The 22,043-nt window shown below is 52.7% G+C and carries 24 protein-coding genes; 23 read left to right on the top strand and 1 reads right to left on the bottom strand.

Annotated features, from left to right (window positions below; translation table 11 throughout):
• Positions 1-256 precede the first annotated feature (256 nt).
• The 23 genes from MON40_RS12085 to MON40_RS11975 all read left to right on the top strand — a co-directional run bounded on the left by MON40_RS12085 (position 257) and on the right by MON40_RS11975 (position 21,380).
• Positions 257-613, top strand: a complete 357-nt coding sequence (locus MON40_RS12085) for an NADH-quinone oxidoreductase subunit A (protein ID WP_003741940.1) — start codon at positions 257-259, stop codon at positions 611-613.
• Positions 604-1,086, top strand: coding sequence for a NuoB/complex I 20 kDa subunit family protein (locus MON40_RS12080; protein WP_003677002.1), 483 nt, complete (start codon positions 604-606; stop codon positions 1,084-1,086). Before MON40_RS12085 ends, MON40_RS12080 begins: the two co-directional genes overlap by 10 nt.
• Positions 1,087-1,099: 13 nt before the next feature.
• Positions 1,100-1,693 carry an NADH-quinone oxidoreductase subunit C gene (locus MON40_RS12075; protein ID WP_003776104.1) on the top strand — a complete coding sequence of 198 codons (594 nt, stop codon included), beginning with the start codon at positions 1,100-1,102 and terminating at the stop codon, positions 1,691-1,693.
• The gene (gene nuoD, locus MON40_RS12070) at positions 1,683-2,939 is read left to right on the top strand and encodes an NADH dehydrogenase (quinone) subunit D (RefSeq protein ID WP_003776106.1); all 1,257 of its coding nucleotides are present in this window, start codon (positions 1,683-1,685) and stop codon (positions 2,937-2,939) included. The genes MON40_RS12075 and nuoD overlap by 11 nt, the downstream gene beginning before the upstream one ends.
• Positions 2,939-3,412 (top strand): NADH-quinone oxidoreductase subunit NuoE, encoded by a 474-nt coding sequence (nuoE, locus tag MON40_RS12065; RefSeq protein WP_003741945.1) that lies wholly within the window; start codon positions 2,939-2,941, stop codon positions 3,410-3,412. The genes nuoD and nuoE overlap by 1 nt, the downstream gene beginning before the upstream one ends.
• A 144-nt stretch (positions 3,413-3,556) precedes the next feature.
• Positions 3,557-3,997 carry a hypothetical protein gene (locus tag MON40_RS12060; protein ID WP_003776109.1) on the top strand — a complete coding sequence of 147 codons (441 nt, stop codon included), beginning with the start codon at positions 3,557-3,559 and terminating at the stop codon, positions 3,995-3,997.
• Between the two features lie 151 nt (positions 3,998-4,148).
• On the top strand, positions 4,149-5,444 hold the full coding sequence (nuoF, locus tag MON40_RS12055) for an NADH-quinone oxidoreductase subunit NuoF (protein WP_003776111.1): 1,296 nt from the start codon (positions 4,149-4,151) through the stop codon (positions 5,442-5,444).
• A 194-nt stretch (positions 5,445-5,638) separates the two neighbouring features.
• Complete coding sequence (locus tag MON40_RS12050; RefSeq protein WP_039862699.1) at positions 5,639-5,995, top strand: endonuclease domain-containing protein; 357 nt, start codon at positions 5,639-5,641, stop codon at positions 5,993-5,995.
• Between the two features lie 379 nt (positions 5,996-6,374).
• Positions 6,375-8,636 (top strand): NADH-quinone oxidoreductase subunit NuoG, encoded by a 2,262-nt coding sequence (nuoG, locus tag MON40_RS12045; protein ID WP_003776117.1) that lies wholly within the window; start codon positions 6,375-6,377, stop codon positions 8,634-8,636.
• A gap of 2 nt (positions 8,637-8,638) precedes the next feature.
• A complete protein-coding gene (gene nuoH / locus MON40_RS12040; RefSeq protein ID WP_003776119.1) occupies positions 8,639-9,715 on the top strand; it encodes an NADH-quinone oxidoreductase subunit NuoH in 1,077 nt (358 codons plus the stop codon).
• Between the two features lie 79 nt (positions 9,716-9,794).
• On the top strand, positions 9,795-10,274 hold the full coding sequence (nuoI, locus tag MON40_RS12035; protein WP_002216341.1) for an NADH-quinone oxidoreductase subunit NuoI: 480 nt from the start codon (positions 9,795-9,797) through the stop codon (positions 10,272-10,274).
• Between the two features lie 262 nt (positions 10,275-10,536).
• Positions 10,537-10,929 carry a nuclear transport factor 2 family protein gene (locus MON40_RS12030; protein WP_003776126.1) on the top strand — a complete coding sequence of 131 codons (393 nt, stop codon included), beginning with the start codon at positions 10,537-10,539 and terminating at the stop codon, positions 10,927-10,929.
• A 164-nt stretch (positions 10,930-11,093) separates the two neighbouring features.
• Positions 11,094-11,765: an NADH-quinone oxidoreductase subunit J gene (locus MON40_RS12025; protein WP_003776130.1), complete on the top strand. Its 672-nt coding sequence runs from the start codon at positions 11,094-11,096 to the stop codon at positions 11,763-11,765.
• On the top strand, positions 11,762-12,067 hold the full coding sequence (nuoK, locus tag MON40_RS12020) for an NADH-quinone oxidoreductase subunit NuoK (protein ID WP_003776131.1): 306 nt from the start codon (positions 11,762-11,764) through the stop codon (positions 12,065-12,067). The genes MON40_RS12025 and nuoK overlap by 4 nt, the downstream gene beginning before the upstream one ends.
• A 124-nt stretch (positions 12,068-12,191) precedes the next feature.
• Positions 12,192-12,719, top strand: coding sequence for a DUF1697 domain-containing protein (locus MON40_RS12015; protein ID WP_003776134.1), 528 nt, complete (start codon positions 12,192-12,194; stop codon positions 12,717-12,719).
• Between the two features lie 215 nt (positions 12,720-12,934).
• Positions 12,935-13,351 (top strand): GFA family protein, encoded by a 417-nt coding sequence (locus MON40_RS12010; protein WP_003776140.1) that lies wholly within the window; start codon positions 12,935-12,937, stop codon positions 13,349-13,351.
• A gap of 493 nt (positions 13,352-13,844) precedes the next feature.
• On the top strand, positions 13,845-15,869 hold the full coding sequence (gene nuoL, locus MON40_RS12005) for an NADH-quinone oxidoreductase subunit L (RefSeq protein ID WP_003776145.1): 2,025 nt from the start codon (positions 13,845-13,847) through the stop codon (positions 15,867-15,869).
• Positions 15,870-15,924: 55 nt separating this feature from the next.
• Positions 15,925-16,230, top strand: a complete 306-nt coding sequence (locus MON40_RS12000; RefSeq protein ID WP_003776147.1) for a chorismate mutase — start codon at positions 15,925-15,927, stop codon at positions 16,228-16,230.
• A 223-nt stretch (positions 16,231-16,453) separates the two neighbouring features.
• The gene (locus MON40_RS11995; RefSeq protein WP_003776150.1) at positions 16,454-16,774 is read left to right on the top strand and encodes a cupin domain-containing protein; all 321 of its coding nucleotides are present in this window, start codon (positions 16,454-16,456) and stop codon (positions 16,772-16,774) included.
• A 240-nt stretch (positions 16,775-17,014) separates the two neighbouring features.
• On the top strand, positions 17,015-18,511 hold the full coding sequence (locus MON40_RS11990; RefSeq protein ID WP_003776152.1) for an NADH-quinone oxidoreductase subunit M: 1,497 nt from the start codon (positions 17,015-17,017) through the stop codon (positions 18,509-18,511).
• A 9-nt stretch (positions 18,512-18,520) separates the two neighbouring features.
• Complete coding sequence (gene nuoN / locus MON40_RS11985) at positions 18,521-19,963, top strand: NADH-quinone oxidoreductase subunit NuoN (protein ID WP_003776153.1); 1,443 nt, start codon at positions 18,521-18,523, stop codon at positions 19,961-19,963.
• Between the two features lie 127 nt (positions 19,964-20,090).
• The gene (locus MON40_RS11980) at positions 20,091-20,390 is read left to right on the top strand and encodes a DUF2818 family protein (protein ID WP_039862702.1); all 300 of its coding nucleotides are present in this window, start codon (positions 20,091-20,093) and stop codon (positions 20,388-20,390) included.
• Between the two features lie 142 nt (positions 20,391-20,532).
• Positions 20,533-21,380 (top strand): IS630 family transposase gene (locus MON40_RS11975; protein WP_242925872.1). Its coding sequence is split into 2 segments (ribosomal slippage): positions 20,533-20,848 and positions 20,848-21,380, totalling 849 coding nucleotides; the frame shifts between segments, so codons are not numbered across the junction.
• A gap of 70 nt (positions 21,381-21,450) precedes the next feature.
• On the opposite strand, the gene dtd is transcribed toward MON40_RS11975, so the two are convergent.
• Entirely contained in the window at positions 21,451-21,912 is a 462-nt protein-coding gene (gene dtd / locus MON40_RS11970) for a D-aminoacyl-tRNA deacylase (protein ID WP_003776157.1), read from the bottom strand.
• Positions 21,913-22,043 lie beyond the last annotated feature (131 nt).

Genomic DNA, 22,043 nt, shown 5'->3' with positions numbered 1-22,043 from the left:
GTTTATTGGAAGGGTTTGTTGTGTTTAGGGCTGGCGGTGGGTGTTGCATTTTCTATCCAATTTTATTGGCGTTGATATGGGTAAAGGAATGAAGTTGGGTTGTTATAAAACACAAATAAGAATCGTTATCATAAACTTATTGAATTTATTAAGATTTTTTTGCAGGTTGACCGACATTTACCTTTTAATGGATTTTGAAATTCGATAAAATAGCAGGATATTAAGATTTGTCTGTCAACCAGTTAGGCATAAACCCATGTTGGCCAGTTACTTTCCCGTCCTTGTATTCATCCTCGTCGGCCTTGCGGCCGGCGTGCTGTTTATCCTGCTCGGCACGATTTTAGGTCCGAAACACCACTACGCCGAAAAAGACGCGGCTTACGAATGTGGTTTCGAAGCCTTTGAAAACGCCAGGATGAAGTTTGACGTGCGTTATTATCTCGTCGCCATCTTGTTCATCCTCTTCGATTTGGAGGTTGCGTTTATGCTGCCGTGGGCGGTGGTGTTCAAAGATTTGGGCGCATACGGCTTCTGGTCTATGCTGGTGTTTATCGTCGTTCTGACGGTAGGCTTTGTTTACGAATGGAAAAAAGGTGCGCTGGAATGGGAATAGAAGGCGTTTTGAAAAAAGGTTTCATCACCACCAGCGCGGATACGGTGCTGAACTATATGCGTACCGGTTCGCTGTGGCCGGTTACTTTCGGCCTGGCCTGCTGCGCCGTGGAAATGATGCACGCGGGTATGGCGCGTTACGACCTTGACCGTTTCGGCATTATTTTCCGTCCGTCTCCCCGTCAGGCCGACCTGATGATTGTGGCGGGTACGCTGACCAATAAAATGGCGCCCGCCCTGCGCCGCGTGTACGACCAGCTCGCTGAGCCGCGTTGGGTGTTGTCTATGGGTTCGTGTGCCAACGGCGGTGGCTACTATCATTATTCTTATTCCGTCGTGCGCGGTGCCGACCGCGTCGTGCCGGTAGACGTTTATGTGCCGGGTTGTCCGCCGACTGCGGAAGCCCTGATTTACGGCCTGATGCAGCTCCAACAAAAAATCAAGCGCACTTCCACCATCGCGCGGGACGAGTAGGGGAGGGAACGATATGGCAAGCATCCACAAATTATACGAAACCGTCGTCCGCATTTTGGGCGATCAGGCAAGCAAAGTCATTTCCGCTTTGGGCGAGATTACCGTCGAGTGTCTGCCCGAACACTATGTTTCAGTGATGACTACGTTGCGCGACCATGAAGAACTGCATTTCGAGCTTTTGGTAGATTTGTGCGGCGTCGATTACAGCACTTACAAAAACGAAGCATGGCAGGGCAAACGCTTCGCCGTTGTCAGCCAGCTTCTTTCTCTGAAAAACAACCAACGCATCCGCGTGCGCGTCTGGGTTTCAGACGACGATTTCCCCGTGGTCGAATCCGTGGTTCCCGTTTACAACAGCGCGGATTGGTACGAGCGCGAAGCCTTCGATTTGTACGGCATCATGTTCAACAACCATCCCGACCTGCGCCGCATCCTGACCGATTATGGTTTTGTCGGACATCCTTTCCGCAAAGACTTCCCGATTTCCGGCTATGTCGAAATGCGTTACGATGAAGAGCAAAAACGCGTGATTTACCAACCTGTTACCATCGAGCCGCGCGAAATCACGCCGCGTATCGTCCGTGAGGAGAACTACGGTGGCCAATAAATTAAGAAACTACACCATCAACTTCGGCCCGCAACACCCTGCGGCGCACGGCGTATTGCGCATGATCTTGGAGTTGGACGGCGAACAAATCGTCCGTGCCGATCCGCATATCGGCCTCTTGCACCGAGGTACCGAAAAACTGGCTGAAACCAAAACCTATCTGCAAGCCCTGCCTTATATGGACCGCTTGGACTATGTTTCCATGATGGTTAACGAGCAGGCGTATTGCTTGGCGGTAGAAAAACTCGCCGGTATTGACGTGCCTATCCGCGCCCAGTACATCCGAGTGATGTTTGCCGAAGTAACGCGCATCCTCAATCACCTGATGGGCATCGGTTCGCACGCTTTCGACATCGGCGCGATGACCGCCATCCTCTACGCCTTCCGCGATCGCGAAGAGCTGATGGACTTGTACGAAGCCGTTTCCGGCGCGCGTATGCACGCAGCCTACTTCCGTCCCGGCGGCGTTTACCGCGACTTGCCCGACTTCATGCCCAAATACGAGAGCAGCAAATTCCGCAACGCCAAAGTATTGAAGCAGCTCAACGAATCCCGCGAAGGCACCATGCTCGACTTCATCGACGCCTTCTGCGAACGTTTCCCCAAAAACATCGACACACTCGAAACCCTCCTGACCGACAACCGTATTTGGAAACAGCGTACCGTCGGCATCGGCGTCGTCTCCCCCGAGCGCGCCATGCAGAAAGGCTTTACCGGCGTGATGCTGCGCGGTTCGGGCGTGGAGTGGGACGTGCGTAAGAAACAGCCGTATGAAGTGTACGACCAAATGGATTTCGACATCCCCGTCGGCGTCAATGGCGACTGCTACGACCGTTACCTCTGCCGCATGGAAGAAATGCGTCAATCCGTGCGCATCATTAAACAATGTTCCGAGTGGTTGCGTGTCAATCCGGGTCCGGTCATTACCACAAACCACAAATTCGCTCCGCCCAAGCGTACCGAAATGAAAACAGGTATGGAAGACCTGATTCACCATTTCAAACTCTTTACCGAGGGTATGCACGTTCCCGAGGGCGAGACCTACACCGCTGTCGAACACCCGAAAGGCGAGTTCGGCGTTTACATCATTTCAGACGGCGCAAATAAACCCTACCGCCTGAAAATCCGCGCACCCGGCTTCGCCCACCTGCAAGGCATGGACGAAATGGCAAAAGGCCACATGCTCGCCGACGTTGTTGCCATTATCGGTACGCAGGACATCGTATTCGGGGAGGTTGACCGATAATGTTATCCGCAGAATCTTTAAAACAAATCGACATCGAGTTGGCGAAATATCCCGCCGACCAACGCCGTTCCGCCATCATGGGCGCGTTGCGTATCGCTCAAACCGAAAAAGGCTGGCTCGCCCCCGAGACCATCGCCTTTGTTGCCGACTACATCGGCATCACGCCGGCGCAGGCATACGAAGTCGCCACTTTCTACAATATGTACGACCTTGAGCCGGTCGGCAAATACAAACTGACCGTCTGCACCAACCTTCCCTGCGCCCTGCGCGGCGGCATGGATACCGGCGAATACCTGAAGAAAAAACTCGGTATCGGCTACGGCGAAACCACGCCCGACGGCAAATTCACCCTCGTCGAAGGCGAATGCATGGGCGCATGCGGCGACGCTCCGGTCATGCTGGTAAACAACCACAGCATGTGCAGCTTTATGACCGAAGAAGCGATTGAGAAGAAACTTGCGGAGTTGGAATAGGTCGTCTGAAAAGTAAAGAAAGTAATTTGGGGCTGAACCCAACAAAAGCGATTAAAGGTCGTCTGAAAATGTTAGGTTTTCAATCTAATTGAAAACATATCAGACAATTTTGAAAATCATCTAAAGATAAAAGGATGTGGGAAAATGAAATTTTGGCATATGCAAATGCACCCAACAGGTGAAATTAGATTTTCTAAAAATATTGATTGGATTTTAGAACATAAAAAAATTATTGGATTGGGACAATGGAAAGAAGGACAGGATCAAATTGACCAATTTATTAACGATATTAAGGTTAATGATGTTGTCGCTTTAAAGCGAGGTTCGGAATTGATTGCACTTGTTCAAGTTACTGGTGGAGCATATCAAGTTACAGATGATACAAATCCTGAAACTTCTTGGATAGTTAATCGCCGCCCTGTTCGTATTTTGGATTGGGCGATTGAAAAACGGACTCTGCCACAACCGCGTGGCACGTTAAATCCTTGTGTAAGTAATGATGCAGAAACGACAAAGATTATTAAGCAATGGTATCAAGATGTACTGAAATCATTTGAAAAACGTAAGTTAGATTTTACTGTCTAGGTTGGCAAGGTAAGTTAGACCGAGACTCAATAAAAATAACCAAAGGTCGTCTGAAAACAAAGCCCTACGCAAACCGTCATACAGACACAAACCTAAAGCAAGCTGCTAAAGCGCAGCCGCAACCGATACGAAAACGAACAGGCACACCAAAATGGCTATTTACCAATCAGGCGTGATTTTTGACCAAGTGGATACCGCCAATCCCGACTGCTGGACATTGGACGAATACGTCAAACGCGGCGGTTACAGCGCGCTGCGTAGAATCCTGTCCGAAAACATCTCGCAAACCGACGTGATTGACGAAGTCAAAACCTCCGGCTTGCGCGGGCGCGGCGGTGCGGGCTTCCCGACAGGCTTGAAATGGAGCTTTATGCCCCGTTCCTTCCCCGGCGAAAAATACGTCGTCTGCAACACCGACGAAGGCGAACCGGGTACGTTCAAAGACCGCGACATCATCATGTTCAACCCCCATGCCCTGATTGAAGGCATGATTATCGCCGGTTACGCGATGGGCGCGAAAGCGGGCTACAACTATATTCACGGCGAAATTTTCGAAGGTTATCAACGTTTTGAAGCTGCACTAGCCCAAGCGCGCGCCGCAGGTTTTTTGGGTAAGAATATTTTAGGTTCGGACTTTGAATTTGAACTCTTCGCCCACCACGGCTACGGCGCATACATTTGCGGCGAGGAAACCGCATTGCTCGAATCGCTGGAAGGCAAAAAAGGCCAGCCGCGCTTCAAACCGCCGTTCCCCGCCTCGTTCGGACTGTACGGCAAACCGACCACCATCAACAATACCGAAACCTTCGCTTCCGTACCGTTTATTGTCCGCGACGGCGGTCAGGCGTTTGCCGACAAAGGCATTCCGAATGCCGGCGGTACCAAATTGTTCTGCATCTCCGGCCACGTCGAACGTCCGGGCAACTATGAAGTGCCGCTAGGCACGCCGTTTGCCGAAATCCTGAAAATGGCAGGCGGTATGCGCGGCGGCAAAAAACTCAAAGCCGTCATCCCCGGCGGTTCGTCCGCGCCCGTATTGCCTGCCGACATCATGATGCAGACCAATATGGACTACGACTCGATTTCCAAAGCCGGCTCGATGCTCGGTTCCGGCGCGATTATCGTGATGGACGAAGACGTGTGCATGGTCAAAGCCCTTGAGCGATTAAGCTATTTTTACTACGACGAATCCTGCGGCCAATGCACCCCCTGCCGCGAAGGTACCGGCTGGCTCTACCGCATCGTCCACCGCATCGTAGAAGGCAAAGGCCGCATGGAAGACTTGGATTTGCTGGATTCCGTCGGCAACCAAATGGCAGGCCGCACCATCTGCGCCCTCGCCGACGCCGCCGTCTTCCCCGTCCGCAGCTTTACCAAGCATTTCCGTGATGAGTTTGTGCATTACATTGAACACGGCGGACCGATGAAGCCGAATAAGTGGTGTTAAGGTTTCAGACGACCTGAATATCTGAGGTATCGGTGTTGTTTGGGATTCACCAACGACTTGATTCCCTCTCCCGCTTGCGGGGGAGGGTTAGGGTGGGGGTGGTACTTGGAATATTTCGAAACAGATTTTTATACGGGCAAGATTCAGGCGTCCTCCGTATAGGTCGTCTGAAAAAGATTAAGGCCAACTCGGCTATGCGGTACAGCACAAGAAATACGGCATTAAAACAGAATGTCCGTAATCTGAAGCAGAATATGACTTTGGCCGAGCAGAAATTGTGGCATCACTTGCGCGGCAAACGGTTAAACGGAATAAAATTCCGACGCCAACAGACAATAGGCGGATACATCGTCGATTTTGTCAGTATGGAGCATCGTTTGATTATTGAATTGGACGGCGGGCAACATTCGGAACAGATTGAGTATGACGAGCGGCGGACGGCGTTTTTGAATGCTCAAGGTTATCGTGTGTTGCGGTTTTGGAATAATGAGGCTTTGCAGCAAACCGAAGCAGTACTGGAAAAGATTATCGAAATGTGCGGCGGAAAATAAGACGGCTGCAACGTTGTAAAGCCACCCCCATCCTAGCCTTCCCCCGCCTGGCGGGGGAAGGGACAGACGGTAGCAGATTTGAATGTTTCAGGTTGATTCCTGAGATAAAGCGAATATAAAACATGATATTGAAAGACATTGCGGCGGAATCTGCCACTATATGTTCTGACAGAAACCTATTCCCTCTCCCGTCTGGCGGGAGAGGGGTAGGGAGAGGTTGGTGCGGATTGTACAGAATTTGGATTTTTCAAAATTAAGAAACGCCCATCCTAAAAATAAACAAGCAATAAACTTATACTTTAAAGGCCGTCTGAAGCCTATTTTTCAGACGACCTCCATAAAAGATTATTTATCAAATACCCGTAACTAGGAACGAACCATGTTACAAATCGAAATCGACGGCAAACAGGTATCTGTGGAGCAGGGCGCGACGGTGATTGAGGCCGCGCACAAGCTCGGTACTTATATTCCGCATTTCTGTTACCACAAAAAGCTCTCCATCGCCGCCAACTGCCGTATGTGTCTGGTGGACGTGGAAAAAGCCCCCAAACCGCTGCCCGCCTGTGCCACGCCGGTAACGGACGGCATGATTGTGCGTACGCATTCGGCAAAAGCCCGCGAGGCGCAGGAAGGCGTGATGGAGTTCCTGCTGATCAACCATCCGCTCGACTGTCCGACCTGCGACCAAGGCGGAGAATGCCAGTTGCAGGATTTGGCGGTGGGCTACGGCAAAACCACCAGCCGCTACACCGAAGAAAAACGTTCCGTCGTCGGCAAAGACATGGGGCCTTTGGTTTCCGCCGAGGAAATGAGCCGCTGCATCCACTGCACCCGCTGCGTACGTTTCACCGAAGAAATCGCCGGCTTGCAGGAAATTGCGATGGCGAATCGCGGCGAACACTCCGAAATCATGCCCTTCATCGGCAAAGCGGTGGAAACCGAGCTGTCGGGCAACGTCATCGATTTGTGCCCCGTCGGCGCGCTGACCAGCAAACCGTTCCGTTTCAACGCGCGTACTTGGGAATTGAACCGCCGCAAATCCGTTTCCGCCCATGATGCTTTGGGCAGCAACCTGATTGTGCAAACCAAAGACCATACCGTCCGCCGCGTGCTGCCGTTGGAAAACGAAGCGATTAACGAATGCTGGCTGTCCGACCGCGACCGTTTCGCCTACGAAGGTCTGTATCACGAAAGTCGTCTGAAAAACCCGAAAATCAAACAGGGCGGCGAGTGGATGGACGTGGATTGGAAAACCGCGTTGGAATATGTCCGCAGCGCGATTGAATGTATCGCCAAAGACGGCAACCAAAACCAAGTCGGCATTTGGGCGAACCCGATGAATACGGTTGAAGAACTGTATCTGGCGAAGAAACTTGCCGACGGTTTGGGCGTTAAAAATTTCGCCACCCGCCTGCGCCAACAGGACAAACGTCTTTCAGACGACCTCAATGGTGCGCAATGGCTGGGACAAAGTATCGAATCGCTGGCGGACAACGAAGCCGTACTGGTAGTCGGTGCAAACCTGCGCAAAGAGCAGCCGCTCCTGACTGCCCGCCTGCGCCGCGCTGCCAAAGAACGCATGGCTTTGAGCGTATTGGCCAGCAGCAAGGAAGAATTGTTGATGCCGCTTCTGTCTCAAGAAGCCGCACATCCCGACGAGTGGGCAGGCCGTCTGAAAAACCTGTCTGCCAATGCGGAACACGCAGTTACCGCCAGCCTGAAAAACGCTGAAAAAGCAGCGGTGATTTTAGGTGCGGAAGTGCAAAACCATCCTGATTACGCCGCCATTTATGCCGCCGCGCAAGAGCTGGCAGACGCGACCGGCGCAGTGCTGGGTATTTTGCCGCAAGCCGCCAACAGCGTCGGTGCGGACGTATTGGGCGTGAACTCAGGCGAGAGCGTTGCCGAAATGGCAAATGCGCCGAAACAGGCAGTTTTGCTGCTCAACGTCGAGCCGGAAATCGATACGGCAGACGGCACAAAAACCGTAGCCGCGTTGAAACAGGCGAAAAGCGTGATGGCGTTTACGCCGTTTGTCAGCGAAACACTGCTGGACGTGTGCGACGTATTGCTGCCGATTGCGCCGTTTACCGAAACCTCGGGCAGCTTCATCAATATGGAAGGCCGTCTGCAATCCTTCCACGGCGTCGTTCAGGGCTTCGGCGACTCGCGTCCGCTGTGGAAAGTGTTGCGCGTATTGGGCAACCTGTTTGACCTGCAAGGCTTTGAATACCACGATACCGCCGCGATTCTGAAAGACGCGCTGGATGCGGACAAACTGCCGTCCAAACTGAACAACCGCGCCGCTTCGATTCAAAAAGATTTTCAGACGACCTCAAACCGCCTCGTGCGCGTGGGCGGAGTCGGTATTTATCACACCGATGCCATCGTGCGCCGTTCCGCGCCGTTGCAAGCGACCAGCCATGCCGCCGTGCCTGCCGCGCGTGTGAATCCGAACACTTTGGCGCGTTTAGGCCTGCAAGATGGACAAACCGTCATCGCCAAACAAAACGGCGCAGGCGTGTCCGTGATGGTCAAAGCCGATGCCGGACTGTCTGAAAACGTGGTGTATCTGCCGCTGCATACCGAAAATGCCGCGCTGGGTGCGTTGATGGACACTATTGAACTGGCGGGAGCTTGATTATGCAGGAATGGTTCCAAAACCTCTTTGCCGCAACGCTTGGTCTGGGCGATTTGGGCATCACCGTGGGCTTGGTGGTATCCGTCATCGTCAAAATCGTGATTATCCTGATTCCGCTGATTCTGACCGTCGCCTACCTGACTTATTTCGAACGCAAAGTCATCGGCTTCATGCAGCTTCGCGTCGGCCCGAACGTAACCGGCCCGTGGGGGCTGATTCAGCCGTTTGCCGACGTGTTCAAACTCTTGTTTAAAGAAGTTACCCGTCCGAAGCTGTCAAACAAAGCCCTGTTCTACATCGGCCCGATTATGTCGCTCGCCCCGTCTTTCGCGGCGTGGGCAGTGATTCCGTTCAACGAAGAATGGGTGCTGACCAACATCAATATCGGCCTTTTGTACATCCTGATGATTACCTCGCTGTCGGTTTACGGCGTGATCATCGCGGGCTGGGCTTCCAACTCCAAATATTCGTTCTTGGGCGCAATGCGTGCCTCCGCGCAAAGCATTTCTTACGAAATCGCCATGAGTGCCGCGCTGGTGTGCGTCGTGATGGTGTCGGGCAGCATGAACTTCTCCGACATCGTTGCCGCGCAGGCAAAAGGCATCGCGGGCGGTTCTGTGTTCTCGTGGAACTGGCTGCCGCTGTTCCCCATCTTCATCGTCTATCTGATTTCCGCCGTTGCCGAAACCAACCGCGCACCGTTTGACGTGGCAGAGGGTGAGTCTGAAATCGTTGCCGGCCACCACGTCGAATATTCCGGCTTCGCGTTCGCGCTGTTCTTCCTCGCCGAATACATTTTCATGATTCTGATTGCTGCGCTGACATCGCTGATGTTCCTCGGCGGCTGGCTGTCCCCGTTCCCGCAAAGCTGGGGCATTGTCGGCACGCCTTCCGCATTCTGGATGTTCGTGAAAATGGCGGCGGTGCTGTACTGGTATCTGTGGATTCGTGCAACCTTCCCACGCTACCGCTACGACCAAATCATGCGCTTGGGCTGGAAAGTGCTGATTCCCATCGGCTTCGCCTATATCGTGATTTTGGGTCTGTGGATGATTTCGCCGCTGAATTTGTGGAAATAAGTTTCAGACGACGTATCAAGGTCGTCTGAAAACGCAGTTTTGAATATTTAACGGAATCCCTGTTTTGAGGGAACAGAATATGGCTAATTTAGTAAAAACTTTCTTGCTCGGCGAGTTGGTCAAAGGCATGGGCGTAACGCTCAAGAACTTTTTCGCCCGCAAAGACACGATTTATTTCCCCGAAGAGAAAACGCCGCAATCCGTGCGTTTCCGCGGCCTGCACGCGCAACGCCGTTATCCGAACGGCGAGGAACGCTGCATCGCGTGCAAATTGTGCGAGGCGGTGTGTCCGGCAATGGCGATCAACATCGAATCGGAAGAACGCGAAGACGGTACGCGCCGCACCAAGCGTTACGACATTGACCTGACCAAGTGCATCTTCTGCGGCTTCTGCGAAGAGGCCTGTCCGACCGATGCGATTGTGGAAACGCACATTTTTGAATACCACGGCGAGAAAAAAGGCGACTTGCACATGACCAAGCCGATCCTCTTGGCAATCGGCGACAAATACGAAGCCGAAATCGCCAAGCGCAAAGCGGCCGATGCGCCATACCGCTAAGACAGCCTGAAAACGCAAAACGCGGGTCTCAATACAGCTAAAACACAAACAGGCAGCCTGAAACCCGTAGGTCGGATTCTCGAATCCGACGGCCGCCCGCCGGCAAGGCAGCCTGAAAGAAACAAAAATTTAAACTGTCGTCATTCCCGCGCAGGCGGGAATCTTGGCAGCACAACAGCAACAGCGGCCAATCCAACTGCCGCCGAACCCCAACAAGATTCCCACCTACGCGGGCTGAAACCACACACCGAAGCCGAGAGCCATGAACAAAAAAGACACCATCCGCCACATCTTCCGCGACATCGTCGGCGGCAGCCAAGTTGACGAAGCCGAAATCCGCCGCCTGTTCGCCGTCGGCTACGTACAGAAAGTGGATGGCAAAACGCTGGACTTGGACGGTTTTATCGCCCATATGCGCGCCCAAAAACAGCACATCGCCGAAGCAGAAACCGAGTTTCTTGCCCTGGCCGAAGACGGCGGCACCGTGTTCAGCAACCACATCGTCCGCGCCAAAAAAGCCGACGGCAGCCGCATCGCCGTGCAGGTGCTGGCACAATTCGAGTTCGACGAAAACGGCCAAATCGCCCTGTGCGACGAACTCACCCGCCTGCTTGAAGGCGGTAGTGAAGACGCCGACATCGGCTCGCGCCGCTAAGGCAGCCTAAAACCCATTTCCCCTTGCGGGGAAACGTCGGATTCGAGAATCCGACCTACGCGGGCAGCCTGAAACGCCCAAGCCCGCGGCAAGGCAGCCTGAAAGGCCGTCTGAAAACCCAAACAAGCAGCCTGAAAGTATCAACCCCCACCGGAAAGACCTTTATGAGCTTCCAACTGATTATGTTCTACACCCTGGCCGCCATCATCCTGTTCGGCGCGCTGAAAACCGTAACCGTGAAAAACCCGGTGCATGCCGCGCTGTATCTGGTGCTCACTTTCTGTATGAGCGCGATGATGTGGATGCTGATGCAGGCCGAATTCCTCGGCATCACGCTGGTGGTGGTGTATGTGGGCGCGGTGATGGTGCTGTTCCTGTTCGTCGTGATGATGCTGAATATCGACATCGAAGCCATGCGCGCCGGTTTCTGGCGTCATGCGCCTGTTGCCGGTGTGGTCGGTACGCTGTTGGCGGTTGCCCTGATTCTGATTCTGGTTAACCCGAAAACCGACCTTGCCGCATTTGGCTTGATGAAAGACATTCCTGCGGATTACAACAACATCCGCGATTTGGGCAGCCGTATTTATACTGACTACCTGTTGCCGTTTGAGTTGGCGGCGGTATTGCTGCTGTTGGGTATGGTAGCCGCGATTGCGCTGGTTCACCGTAAAACTTTCAACCCGAAACGCATGGATCCTGCCGACCAAGTCAAAGTACGCGCCGACCAAGGCCGTATGCGCTTGGTGAAAATGGAAGCGGTCAAACCGCAAACCGAATTTGTCGAAGAAAGCGAAGTTTCAGACGACCTCAAGCCGAAAGAGGAGGGTAAAGCATGATTACCTTGACGCATTATCTGGTATTGGGCGCGCTCCTGTTCGGTATCAGCGCGATGGGTATCTTTATGAACCGTAAAAACGTGCTGGTATTGCTGATGTCGATCGAGCTGATGCTTTTGGCGGTGAACTTCAACTTTATCGCCTTCTCGCAGCATCTGGGCGATACCGCCGGACAGATTTTCGTATTCTTCGTACTGACCGTCGCCGCTGCCGAATCCGCCATCGGTTTGGCGATTATGGTTTTGGTGTTCCGCAACCGCCAGAGCATCAACATCAGCGATTTGGACAGTTTGAAAGGGTAGGGTGGTGTCAGCAGGTAGGTTGGGTTGTAAACCCAACAATCTGCCAAACCGAAAACCATATTGGGATGAGACTCAAGCTGCAAGGCCTTAAAGCAGCCTGAAAACCCGTTTGAAAGACCAAACCATGAGCAGACAAACCCTGATCGCATTTCTGCGCGGTGTGATGCCGAGCGGGAAAAACGCCGTCAAAATGGCAGATGTCCGTGCCGTATTGGGCGGTAACGGTTTCGACAATGTGCGGACATGGATACAGAGCGGCAATATTGCACTGGAAAGCGGATTGGCTGCGGACGAAGCCGCCGTGCGGATACATGATTTGCTGCATACGCATCTGAATGTAGATTTGGCCGTTATTGTCAAAACGCCTGCCCAGTTGCGTGAAATATTGGACGGCAATCCGTTTGCCGATGAGGCATACGACCCCAAGCGCGTATTTTTTACGCTGTGCAACACACCGCTGGCCGATACCGCCGGTTTGGAGGCGCAGGACTTCGGCAGTGAAAAACTGCATATCCGCCCGTGCGCCGCGTATCTCTACATCCCGCAGGACGCTTCCCGCAGCAAGCTGGGCAATGCGTTTTTGGAAAAACAGCTCGGCCTGAGCCTGACCACGCGCAACGGCAATACCTTGCGTAAGATGATGGCGTTTTAAAACAGGCAGCCTGAAAGCCCGCAGCCGCCCACCGGCGTCATTCCCGCGCAGGCGGGAATCTTGGCGGGGCAACGGGAAACCTGATTGAAACCTGCAGCCGCTGTAATGCCAAAAAGATTCCCGCCTGCGCGGGAATGACGAAAGTGAAAGAAACCTTGTTTTCAGACGGCCTTAAAGGCAGCCTGAAAACCGTGCACACAAAATAAGGAAAAGCCATGAAAGCCCAATGCCAGTGCGGCAGCGTAACGCTCGAAGTCAGGCATAATCACGAAGTTCACGCCTGCCATTGCAGCAAATGCCGCCAACGCACCGGCGGCGCATCGTTTACCCTGACCGCCGAAGGCGCACCGCAAATCAGCGGTGAAGAAAACATCGGCCGCTACCGTTCTTCCGACTGGGGCGAGCGTACTTTCTGCAAAGAATGCGGCAACGATCTGTATTTCCACCTGCTGCCCGAAAGCGGCATGGATGAAGCGTGGTATGTTAATGCCGGACTGTTTGCCGACAACGCCGACTTTGCTTTGAAACTGCAAATATTTACCGACTGCCAAGCACCGTATTACCACCTGTCCGACGACACCCCGAAAATGACCGAACAAGAATTTCTGGCGTGGGTTGGCGCGGCAGAATAGGCAGCTTGCGTAGCGTAGCGGAGTTGCGGAGCTAAAACACCATTTTCCCTTGCGGGAAACGTCGGATTCGAGAATCCGACCTACGAAAAGGCCGTCTGAAAAGCAGCCTGAAACCGATAGCCCGACAGCAAACTAATTCCCTCTCCCGCTCGCGGGGGAGGGCTAGGGTGGGGGCGGTAGGGCAGCAGAAACCTTTGCTACTACGTCGGCGAAAAAAGCGTTTCCGCAGAAACGCACACCCCCACCCCAACCCTCCCCCGCAAGACGGGGGAGGGAGCAGATGGCAGAAGTCCGACGGTTTCAGACGGCCTGTAAAGCAGCCTGAAAACCCAAACAATGTAGGGTGTGTAGCTCTGCCACGCACGCGGACAAATACCAAGGCAGCCTGAAACGCCAAAAGGCTACCTGAAAATGTGAAAGGCCGTCTGAAACCAGACAGCCCACCAGCCCCGTTAGCCAAAAGATTAAAAGTTCAACCCCTAAGGTTCACAACATGACTGATATGACTTTATACCTCACCATCGCCCTTCTGCCGCTGGCGGGCTCGCTGCTGGCGGGGCTGTTCGGCAATAAAATCGGCCGCGCAGGGGCGCATTCGGTAACGATACTCGGCGTGGCGGTGTCGGCCGTGTTGTCCGGCTGGGTGTTGTGGGGCTTTATCGACGGCTCGCGCGCCAAGTTTGACGAAAACGTCTATACCTGGCTGACAATGGGCGGCATTGATTTCTCGGTCGGCTTTCTGGTCGATTCGATGACGGCGATGATGATGGCGGTGGTTACCGGCGTGTCGCTGATGGTGCATATCTACACCATCGGCTATATGCACGACGAAGCAGTAGGCTACCAACGCTTTTTCAGCTATATCTCATTGTTTACTTTCAGCATGCTGATGCTGATTATGTCCAACAACTTCATCCAGCTTTTCTTCGGCTGGGAAGCGGTGGGCTTGGTGTCGTATCTGTTGATCGGTTTCTATTTCAAAAAACCGTCGGCCACCTTTGCCAATTTGAAAGCCTTTTTGGTCAACCGCGTCGGCGACTTCGGCTTTGTGCTGGGTATCGCGCTGGTGCTGGCCTATTTCGGCGGCAGCCTGCGCTATCAGGACGTATTCGCCTATCTGCCCAACGTACAAAATGCCACTATCCAGCTTTTTCCCGGTGTGGAATGGTCTTTGATTACCGTAACCTGTCTGCTGTTGTTTGTGGGCGCGATGGGTAAATCGGCTCAATTCCCGCTGCATGTCTGGCTGCCCGATTCGATGGAAGGCCCGACCCCAATTTCCGCATTGATTCACGCTGCAACCATGGTTACTGCCGGTCTGTTCATGGTGTCGCGCATGTCGCCGATTTACGAAATGAGCAGCACCGCGCTGTCGGTCATTATGGTGATTGGCGCGATTACCGCCCTGTTTATGGGCTTCTTGGGCGTGATTCAAAACGACATCAAGCGCGTGGTTGCGTATTCCACCCTGTCGCAACTGGGCTACATGACCGTGGCTCTGGGCGCGTCCGCCTATTCAGTGGCGATGTTCCACGTCATGACCCACGCTTTTTTTAAAGCCTTGCTGTTCTTGGCGGCGGGTAGCGCCATTATCGGTATGCACCACGACCAAGATATGCGCCACATGGGCAATCTGAAAAAATACATGCCGATTACTTGGCTGACCATGCTGATCGGTAACTTGTCGCTGATCGGTACGCCATTCTTCTCCGGCTTCTACTCCAAAGATTCGATTATCGAAGCGGCGAAATACAGCACCCTGCCGGGCAGCGGCTTTGCCTATTTCGCCGTCCTCGCCAGCGTGTTCGTTACCGCGTTTTACGCGTTCCGCCAATACTTTATGGTGTTCCACGGCGAAGAAAAATGGCGCAGCCTGCCTGAGCATCATGATGATCATCATGGCGAAGAACATCACGGCTTGGGCAAAAACGACAATCCGCATGAAAGCCCGCTGGTCGTTACCCTGCCGCTGATTCTGCTTGCGATTCCGTCCGTCATCATCGGCTACATCGCCATCGAACCCATGCTCTACGGCGATTTCTTCAAAGACGTGATTTTCGTCAACGCCGACGCGCATCCGACCATGCACATCATGAAGGAAGAGTTCCACGGTGCATTGGCGATGGTGTCGCACAGCCTGCATTCGCCCGTACTCTACCTCGCTATCGCAGGCGTATTGAGCGCATGGCTTTTGTACGTCAAACTGCCGCACCTGCCTGCCAAAATCGCGCAGGCGTTCCGTCCGGTTTACGTTTTGTTTGAAAACAAATACTACCTCGACGCCCTGTATTTCAACGTCTTCGCCAAAGGCACGCGCGCATTGGGCAACTTCTTCTGGAAAGTCGGCGATACCGCCATTATCGACAACGGCATCGTCAACGGCTCCGCCAAACTAGTCGGCGCGATTGCCGCTCAGATACGCAAAGTCCAAACCGGCTTTATCTACACCTACGCCGCCGCTATGGTGTTCGGCGTATTGGTATTGCTCGGCATGACCTTCTGGGGGTTGTTCAGATAAGGATGAGATTTTCAGACGACGTTTAGGTCGTCTGAAAAAGGAAACACGAGAAACAATGGTTGAAGACAAATTACCGCAAACCCTAGACGAAGTCCGCGAAGCCATCGACGGTTTGGACAAGGAATTAATAGAATTGCTCGCCCGCCGGCAGAAGCTGGTACGGCAGGCAGGCCGTCTGAAACCTAAAAACGATGTGCAGGCGGTTTCCGCGCCCGAACGGGTGGCACAAGTGATTGCCTCGCGCCGTGCCTATGCCGAAAAGGCCGGTTTGTCGCCCGAAGTAGCCGAAACAGTTTGGCGCAGTATGATTGATGCGTTCATTAAACTGGAGATGGAAACCAACCGTGCCGACGGGGCGTAGTCAACATTTCGGTCATAATTGATTTACTTGGATAGATACGGAATTTGCCGACCGCCGTCATTCCCGCGCAGGCGGGAATCCAGACCTATCGGCGCATAAACCTGTCAAGGAAAAAGGTTTCCTAAAATCTACGTTCTGGATTCCCGCCTGCGCGGGAATGACGGGATTTAATAAAAGTTGTATCGACAGGTTTATCTAAATACAGAATCAAAGAGACGCGAAAATGCCCGACACACAAACCATCCGCTCCACCGAATTTACCGCTTCCCACGCATGGGGCGCACTCGACATCGCCAATATGAACGGCACCACCGTGCGCCTGCACTGGACGGACCAGCCCTACAAATGGCACGTCAACGACGGCGAGGAAGTGTTTGCCGTGATGGACGGCGAAGTAGATATGCACTACCGAGAAAACGGCGAAGAACGCATCGTTCGGTTGAAAAGCGGCGATATCTTCTACGCAGGAATCGGCACGGAACACGTCGCCCATCCGTGCGGCGAAGCGCGGATTTTGGTGATCGAGAAAGAAGGCAGCGTTTGAGGTCGTCTGAAAAAGAAAACCATTCAAGTTGTAGGTCGGATACTTGTATCCGACATGAAAAAGAAAATAGTACAGCGTGTCGGATTCGAGAATCCGACCTACGGCTGGAAGATTCGGCAGAATTAGCTTGAGATAAATAGCAGAAGCCTGAACAAACCTTTTTCAGACGACCTCTTAAAACGTCGTCTGAAAAACCAACCCATACAACTATATTTTTATTTTAACCACAGGTTAACCACTATGTTTTCCAACTACCTACTCAGCTTGGCAATATGGATACCCATCGCTGCGGGCGTGCTGGTTTTGGCGACGGGGCCGGACAGCCGTGCGCCGCTTGCCCGCGTGCTCGCTTTAATCGGTGCGCTTGCCGGTTTCTTGGTAACGCTGCCCTTGTTTACGGGTTTCGACCGTTTGAGCGGCGGCTATCAGTTTACTGAGTTCCACGAGTGGATTCCGCTTTTGCGAATCAACTATTCGCTGGGTGTGGACGGTATTTCGGTGCTGTTTGTCATTCTGAACGCGTTTATCACGCTGATGGTGGTGCTGGCGGGTTGGGAAGTGATTCAGAAGCGTCCGGCGCAGTATATGGCGGCGTTTTTAATCATGTCGGGCCTGATTAACGGCGCGTTTTCAGCGCGGGATGCCCTGCTGTTTTATGTGTTCTTCGAGGGTATGCTGATTCCGCTGTACCTGATTATCGGCGTGTGGGGCGGTCCGCGCCGCGTGTATGCGTCGGTGAAGCTGTTTCTCTATACGCTGATGGGTTCGTTGCTGATGCTGGTGGCGATTGTGTATCTGTCTTACCAGGCGGGCGGCTTTTCGATTGAGGATTTCCAAAACATCAAACAGATTCCGCTGGGCGTACAACAGCTTTTGTTTGTGGCGTTTTTCCTGTCGTTTGCGGTGAAAGTGCCGATGTTCCCCGTGCACACTTGGCTGCCGGATGCCCACGTTGAGGCGCCGACCGGCGGTTCGATGGTGTTGGCGGCGATTACGCTGAAATTGGGCGCATACGGCTTTTTGCGCTTCATCCTGCCGATTCTGCCCGACGCGTCGCGCTATTTCGCGCCGGTCATCATCGTGTTGAGCCTGATTGCGGTGATTTACATCGGTATGGTCGCGTTGGTGCAGACCGATATGAAAAAACTGGTGGCGTATTCGTCCATCAGCCATATGGGTTTCGTTACCTTGGGGATGTTCTTGTTCATTAACGGCCAGTTGAACGACTGGGCGTTGAAAGGCGCGGTCATTCAGATGATTTCGCACGGCTTCGTGTCGGCGGCGATGTTTATGTGTATCGGCGTGATGTACGACCGCCTGCACACGCGCAATATCGCCGATTACGGCGGCGTGGTAAACGTGATGCCCAAGTTTGCGGCGTTTATGATGCTGTTTGCGATGGCAAATGCGGGTCTGCCGGCGACTTCGGGCTTCGTGGGCGAGTTTATGGTGATTATGGGCGCGGTCAAAGTGAATTTCTGGGTAGGCGCGCTGGCAGCACTGACGCTGATTTATGGTGCGTCTTACACGTTGTGGATGTATAAGCGCGTGATTTTCGGCGCGGTCGGCAATCCGCACGTTGCCGATATGAAAGACATCAACTGCCGCGAATTTGCGATTCTGGCGATTTTGGCGGTTGCGGTATTGGGTATGGGCCTGTATCCGCAGGCGTTTATCGAAGTGGTGCATCAGGCGGCAAACGATTTGATTGCCCATGTGGCGCAAAGCAAGATTTGAGGTGTGCGAATGAACTTGATTGATTTGAACTTAATGCCTGCCATGCCCGAAATCGTGCTGTTTGCGCTGCTGATTGCCGTATTGCTGGCAGATTTGTGGGTTAGCGATGAAAACCGCTATCTGACCCATCTGATGAGCTTGGGAACCGTTATTATCGTAGCGGTTACGCAGCTGGCAGTGTGGGAGCAGGGCAGTACGCTGGCGTTTCACGGGATGTATATCGCCGACGGTATGTCGCGCCTGTCCAAGCTGGTGTTGTACGGATTGACCTTCGGGCTGTTTATTTACAGCAAACCGTACAATCAGGCGCGCGGTATTTTTAAAGGCGAGTTTTATACCCTGTCGCTGTTTGCCCTGTTAGGCATGAGCGTGATGGTGAGCGCGGCGCATTTCCTGACCGCCTATATCGGTCTGGAACTTTTGTCGCTGTCGCTTTACGCCATGATTGCGCTGCGCCGCGATTCCGGCCGTTCCGCCGAAGCCGCGCTCAAATATTTCGTCTTGGGTGCGCTGGCTTCCGGCCTGCTGCTCTACGGCATTTCGATGGTGTACGGCGCGACGGGTTCGCTCGAATTCGCCACTGTTTTGGCGTCGTCTTATAGCGAACTTGCCAACGAATGGCTGTTGAAACTGGGGCTGGTGTTTATCGTTGTGGCGGTAGCGTTCAAACTGGGCGCGGTGCCGTTTCATATGTGGGTGCCCGACGTGTACCACGGCGCGCCGACATCCGTCGCCGCGTTTGTGGGTACGGCGCCGAAAATCGCCGCCGTCGTCTTTGCCTTCCGTATTTTGGTTACCGGTTTTGGTGAAGTGCATCAATACTGGGCGCCTATGTTTGCCGTCCTTGCCGTTGCGTCGCTTGTGGTCGGTAATCTTGCCGCGATTATGCAGACCAATATCAAGCGGATGCTTGCCTATTCGACTGTGTCGCACATGGGCTTTATCCTGCTGGCGTTTATGGCAGGCTCAATCGGCTCTACTGCGGGTCTGTATTACGCCATTACTTACGCTTTGATGGCGGCTGCGGGCTTCGGCATATTGATGGTATTGTCCACCGACAATATCGAGTGTGAAGAAATCAAAGATTTGGCAGGCTTGAACCAACGTCATGCTTGGTTTGCCTTACTGATGCTGCTGGTCATGTTCTCTATGGCAGGCATTCCGCCGCTGATGGGCTTCTACGCCAAATTCGGCGTCATCATGGTGTTGCTGAAATTCCATTACGTTTGGTTGTCGGTCTTCGCGGTCGTTATGTCCTTAATCGGCGCGTTCTACTACCTGCGCGTGGTTAAAGTCATGTATTTCGACGAACCCACCCATGACCAACCCATCGGCAGCAACTATGCCGCCAAATTCTTCCTGAGCGTCAATGCGTTCTTGTTGGTTTTGTGGGGCGTTATGCCGCAAACGATGATTGACTGGTGCGCAAAGGCTTTGGAAAACACTTTGTAAGGCGATAAACCGAAACGGCAGCCGTGTCAGAGGCTGCCGTTTTTGTTAAGATACGCAGCCCAAGATTGTTTTTTCAGACGACCCTTTGAATCAAAGAGGTCGTCTGAAAACAGAAAGACACACCATCATGACCGCATCCATGTACATCCTTTTGATATTGGCGCTCATCTTCGCCAATGTCCCTTTCATTACCACCAAATTTTTCGGCGTGTTCCCGCTCAAGCGCAAACATTTCGGGCATCATCTCGTCGAATTGGCGGCAGGCTTCATCTTGACCGCCGTCCTCGCCTACATCCTCGAATCCCGTGCCGGTGCGGTACAGCATCAAGACTGGGAGTTTTACGCCACCGTAGTCTGCCTCTATCTGATATTCGCCTTCCCCTGCTTCGTGTGGCGCTACTTCTGGCACACGCGCAACCACGAATAAGCTTTTCAGACGACCCCAGCGTTATAGTGGATTAACTTTAAATCAGGACAAGGCGAGGCAACGCCGTACTGGTTTAAAGTTAATCCACTATATAGTCAATTAAAAATAAAATAGTACAATACTCAACTTTGAAGGTCTAACCATGGCATACTCTGCGGACTTAAGAAACAAAGCTTTAAACTATTACGAACAATGCAAAAACATCAGCCAAACCGCAGCAACGTTTAACTTGTCAAGAAACACGCTTTACCTGTGGATTCGCCTTAAAAAGCAAACAGGCAGCCTAAAACATCAAGTCACCGGTCTAAATGCCGTCAAATTGGATAGGCAAAAACTGGCTCAATATGTTGAGCAACACCAGGATGCCTATCTACATGAAATCGCCAAACATTTTGATTGTACGCCAGCCGCCGTTTGCTATGCACTCAAACAGATGGGGATGACGCGCAAAAAAAGACCACCACTTACAAAGAACAAGACCCGGCCAAAGTGACGCATTATTTGACACAGCTGGCCGAATTTCCCGACTACCAACGTGTTTATTTGGATGAAACAGGATTTGACCGCTACCTGTTCCGCCCCTATGCCCGCAGCCCGAAAGGGCAAATAGTGAAAGCGCAGATAAGTGGAAAAAGATACCGACGCTTATCTCTGGTGTCCGCACAAGTCGGCAACCGGCTGATTGCTCCGATGGTTTATCAAAATACGATGACCGGAGTCTTTTTTGAAGCGTGGTTTCAGCAATGCCTACTGCCCGCATTGACTCAAAAATCGGTGATTATTTTAGATAATGCGCGATTTCACCGTATGGGTGTCTTACGGGAAATGGCGGAAAAATGGGGACATAAGGTATTGCCTCTTGCACCTTATTCACCTGAGCTCAACCCGATTGAGAAGGTGTGGGCGAATATTAAGCGGTATCTGCGAACCGTATTGTCTGATTACGCCCGATTTGACGATGCGTTACTGTCCTATTTTGATTTTAATTGACTATATTTTTACCCTAAGCCTTCGCTGGCTTATCTGAATTTTGGTCAACATGCGGTTGATCGTGTTTGTTTTAAAACAGTTTTTTGGAATCCAGCAACAAGGTGACAGGACCGTCATTGCAGAGTGAAACCTGCATATGGGTTTGGAAGCGGCCGGTTTCTACCGTCAGACCGTGGGCGCGCAATAATTCGGCGGTGCGTTGATACAGGGATTCTGCCTGCCGGGCAGGGGCGGCTTCGGAAAAAGAGGGGCGGCGACCGCTGCGCGCATCGGCGTAGAGAGTGAACTGTGAAACGAGCAAGACTGAGCCGCCCGTGTCTTTAAGCGACAGATTCAATTTTCCGGCTTCATCTTCAAAAATGCGCAGATTGGCTATTTTGTCGGCGATATAGGAGGCATCGGTCTCGTTGTCATCGTGTGTAATGCCTAAAAGAATCAAAAAGCCGTGATTGATTTTGCCGCTGGTTTCTCGGTGTCCTTCGCTCAGGACATCAACTTGGGCATGGCTTACTTTTTGAATAACGGCGCGCATGGGGTTTCCTCGGATAGGGATAGTGCAGCAAGGTGGATGATTTTGCTGACTGATGTTGATTTGTCTGTAGAGGTCGTCTGAAAACGATTGGCTCTAGTCTAACAGAGTATTTCTGTTGGTCTAGAGCCATT

This window comes from Neisseria macacae ATCC 33926 (genome assembly GCF_022749495.1).
Lineage (GTDB): Bacteria > Pseudomonadota > Gammaproteobacteria > Burkholderiales > Neisseriaceae > Neisseria > Neisseria macacae.
This window is presented reverse-complemented; position numbering and strand designations above follow the sequence as displayed.

Bases quoted from the DNA above. Each gene is read 5' to 3' on its own strand.
- MON40_RS12085 (WP_003741940.1), top strand. From the start codon at position 257: ATGTTGGCCAGTTACTTTCCCGTCCTTGTATTCATCCTCGTCGGCCTT.
- MON40_RS12080 (WP_003677002.1), top strand. From the start codon at position 604: ATGGGAATAGAAGGCGTTTTGAAAAAAGGTTTCATCACCACCAGCGCG.
- MON40_RS12075 (WP_003776104.1), top strand. From the start codon at position 1,100: ATGGCAAGCATCCACAAATTATACGAAACCGTCGTCCGCATTTTGGGC.
- nuoE (WP_003741945.1), top strand. From the start codon at position 2,939: ATGTTATCCGCAGAATCTTTAAAACAAATCGACATCGAGTTGGCGAAA.
- MON40_RS12060 (WP_003776109.1), top strand. From the start codon at position 3,557: ATGAAATTTTGGCATATGCAAATGCACCCAACAGGTGAAATTAGATTT.
- nuoF (WP_003776111.1), top strand. From the start codon at position 4,149: ATGGCTATTTACCAATCAGGCGTGATTTTTGACCAAGTGGATACCGCC.
- MON40_RS12050 (WP_039862699.1), top strand. From the start codon at position 5,639: ATGCGGTACAGCACAAGAAATACGGCATTAAAACAGAATGTCCGTAAT.
- nuoG (WP_003776117.1), top strand. From the start codon at position 6,375: ATGTTACAAATCGAAATCGACGGCAAACAGGTATCTGTGGAGCAGGGC.
- nuoH (WP_003776119.1), top strand. From the start codon at position 8,639: ATGCAGGAATGGTTCCAAAACCTCTTTGCCGCAACGCTTGGTCTGGGC.
- nuoI (WP_002216341.1), top strand. From the start codon at position 9,795: ATGGCTAATTTAGTAAAAACTTTCTTGCTCGGCGAGTTGGTCAAAGGC.
- MON40_RS12030 (WP_003776126.1), top strand. From the start codon at position 10,537: ATGAACAAAAAAGACACCATCCGCCACATCTTCCGCGACATCGTCGGC.
- MON40_RS12025 (WP_003776130.1), top strand. From the start codon at position 11,094: ATGAGCTTCCAACTGATTATGTTCTACACCCTGGCCGCCATCATCCTG.
- nuoK (WP_003776131.1), top strand. From the start codon at position 11,762: ATGATTACCTTGACGCATTATCTGGTATTGGGCGCGCTCCTGTTCGGT.
- MON40_RS12015 (WP_003776134.1), top strand. From the start codon at position 12,192: ATGAGCAGACAAACCCTGATCGCATTTCTGCGCGGTGTGATGCCGAGC.
- MON40_RS12010 (WP_003776140.1), top strand. From the start codon at position 12,935: ATGAAAGCCCAATGCCAGTGCGGCAGCGTAACGCTCGAAGTCAGGCAT.
- nuoL (WP_003776145.1), top strand. From the start codon at position 13,845: ATGACTGATATGACTTTATACCTCACCATCGCCCTTCTGCCGCTGGCG.
- MON40_RS12000 (WP_003776147.1), top strand. From the start codon at position 15,925: ATGGTTGAAGACAAATTACCGCAAACCCTAGACGAAGTCCGCGAAGCC.
- MON40_RS11995 (WP_003776150.1), top strand. From the start codon at position 16,454: ATGCCCGACACACAAACCATCCGCTCCACCGAATTTACCGCTTCCCAC.
- MON40_RS11990 (WP_003776152.1), top strand. From the start codon at position 17,015: ATGTTTTCCAACTACCTACTCAGCTTGGCAATATGGATACCCATCGCT.
- nuoN (WP_003776153.1), top strand. From the start codon at position 18,521: ATGAACTTGATTGATTTGAACTTAATGCCTGCCATGCCCGAAATCGTG.
- MON40_RS11980 (WP_039862702.1), top strand. From the start codon at position 20,091: ATGACCGCATCCATGTACATCCTTTTGATATTGGCGCTCATCTTCGCC.
- dtd (WP_003776157.1), bottom strand. From the start codon at position 21,912: ATGCGCGCCGTTATTCAAAAAGTAAGCCATGCCCAAGTTGATGTCCTG.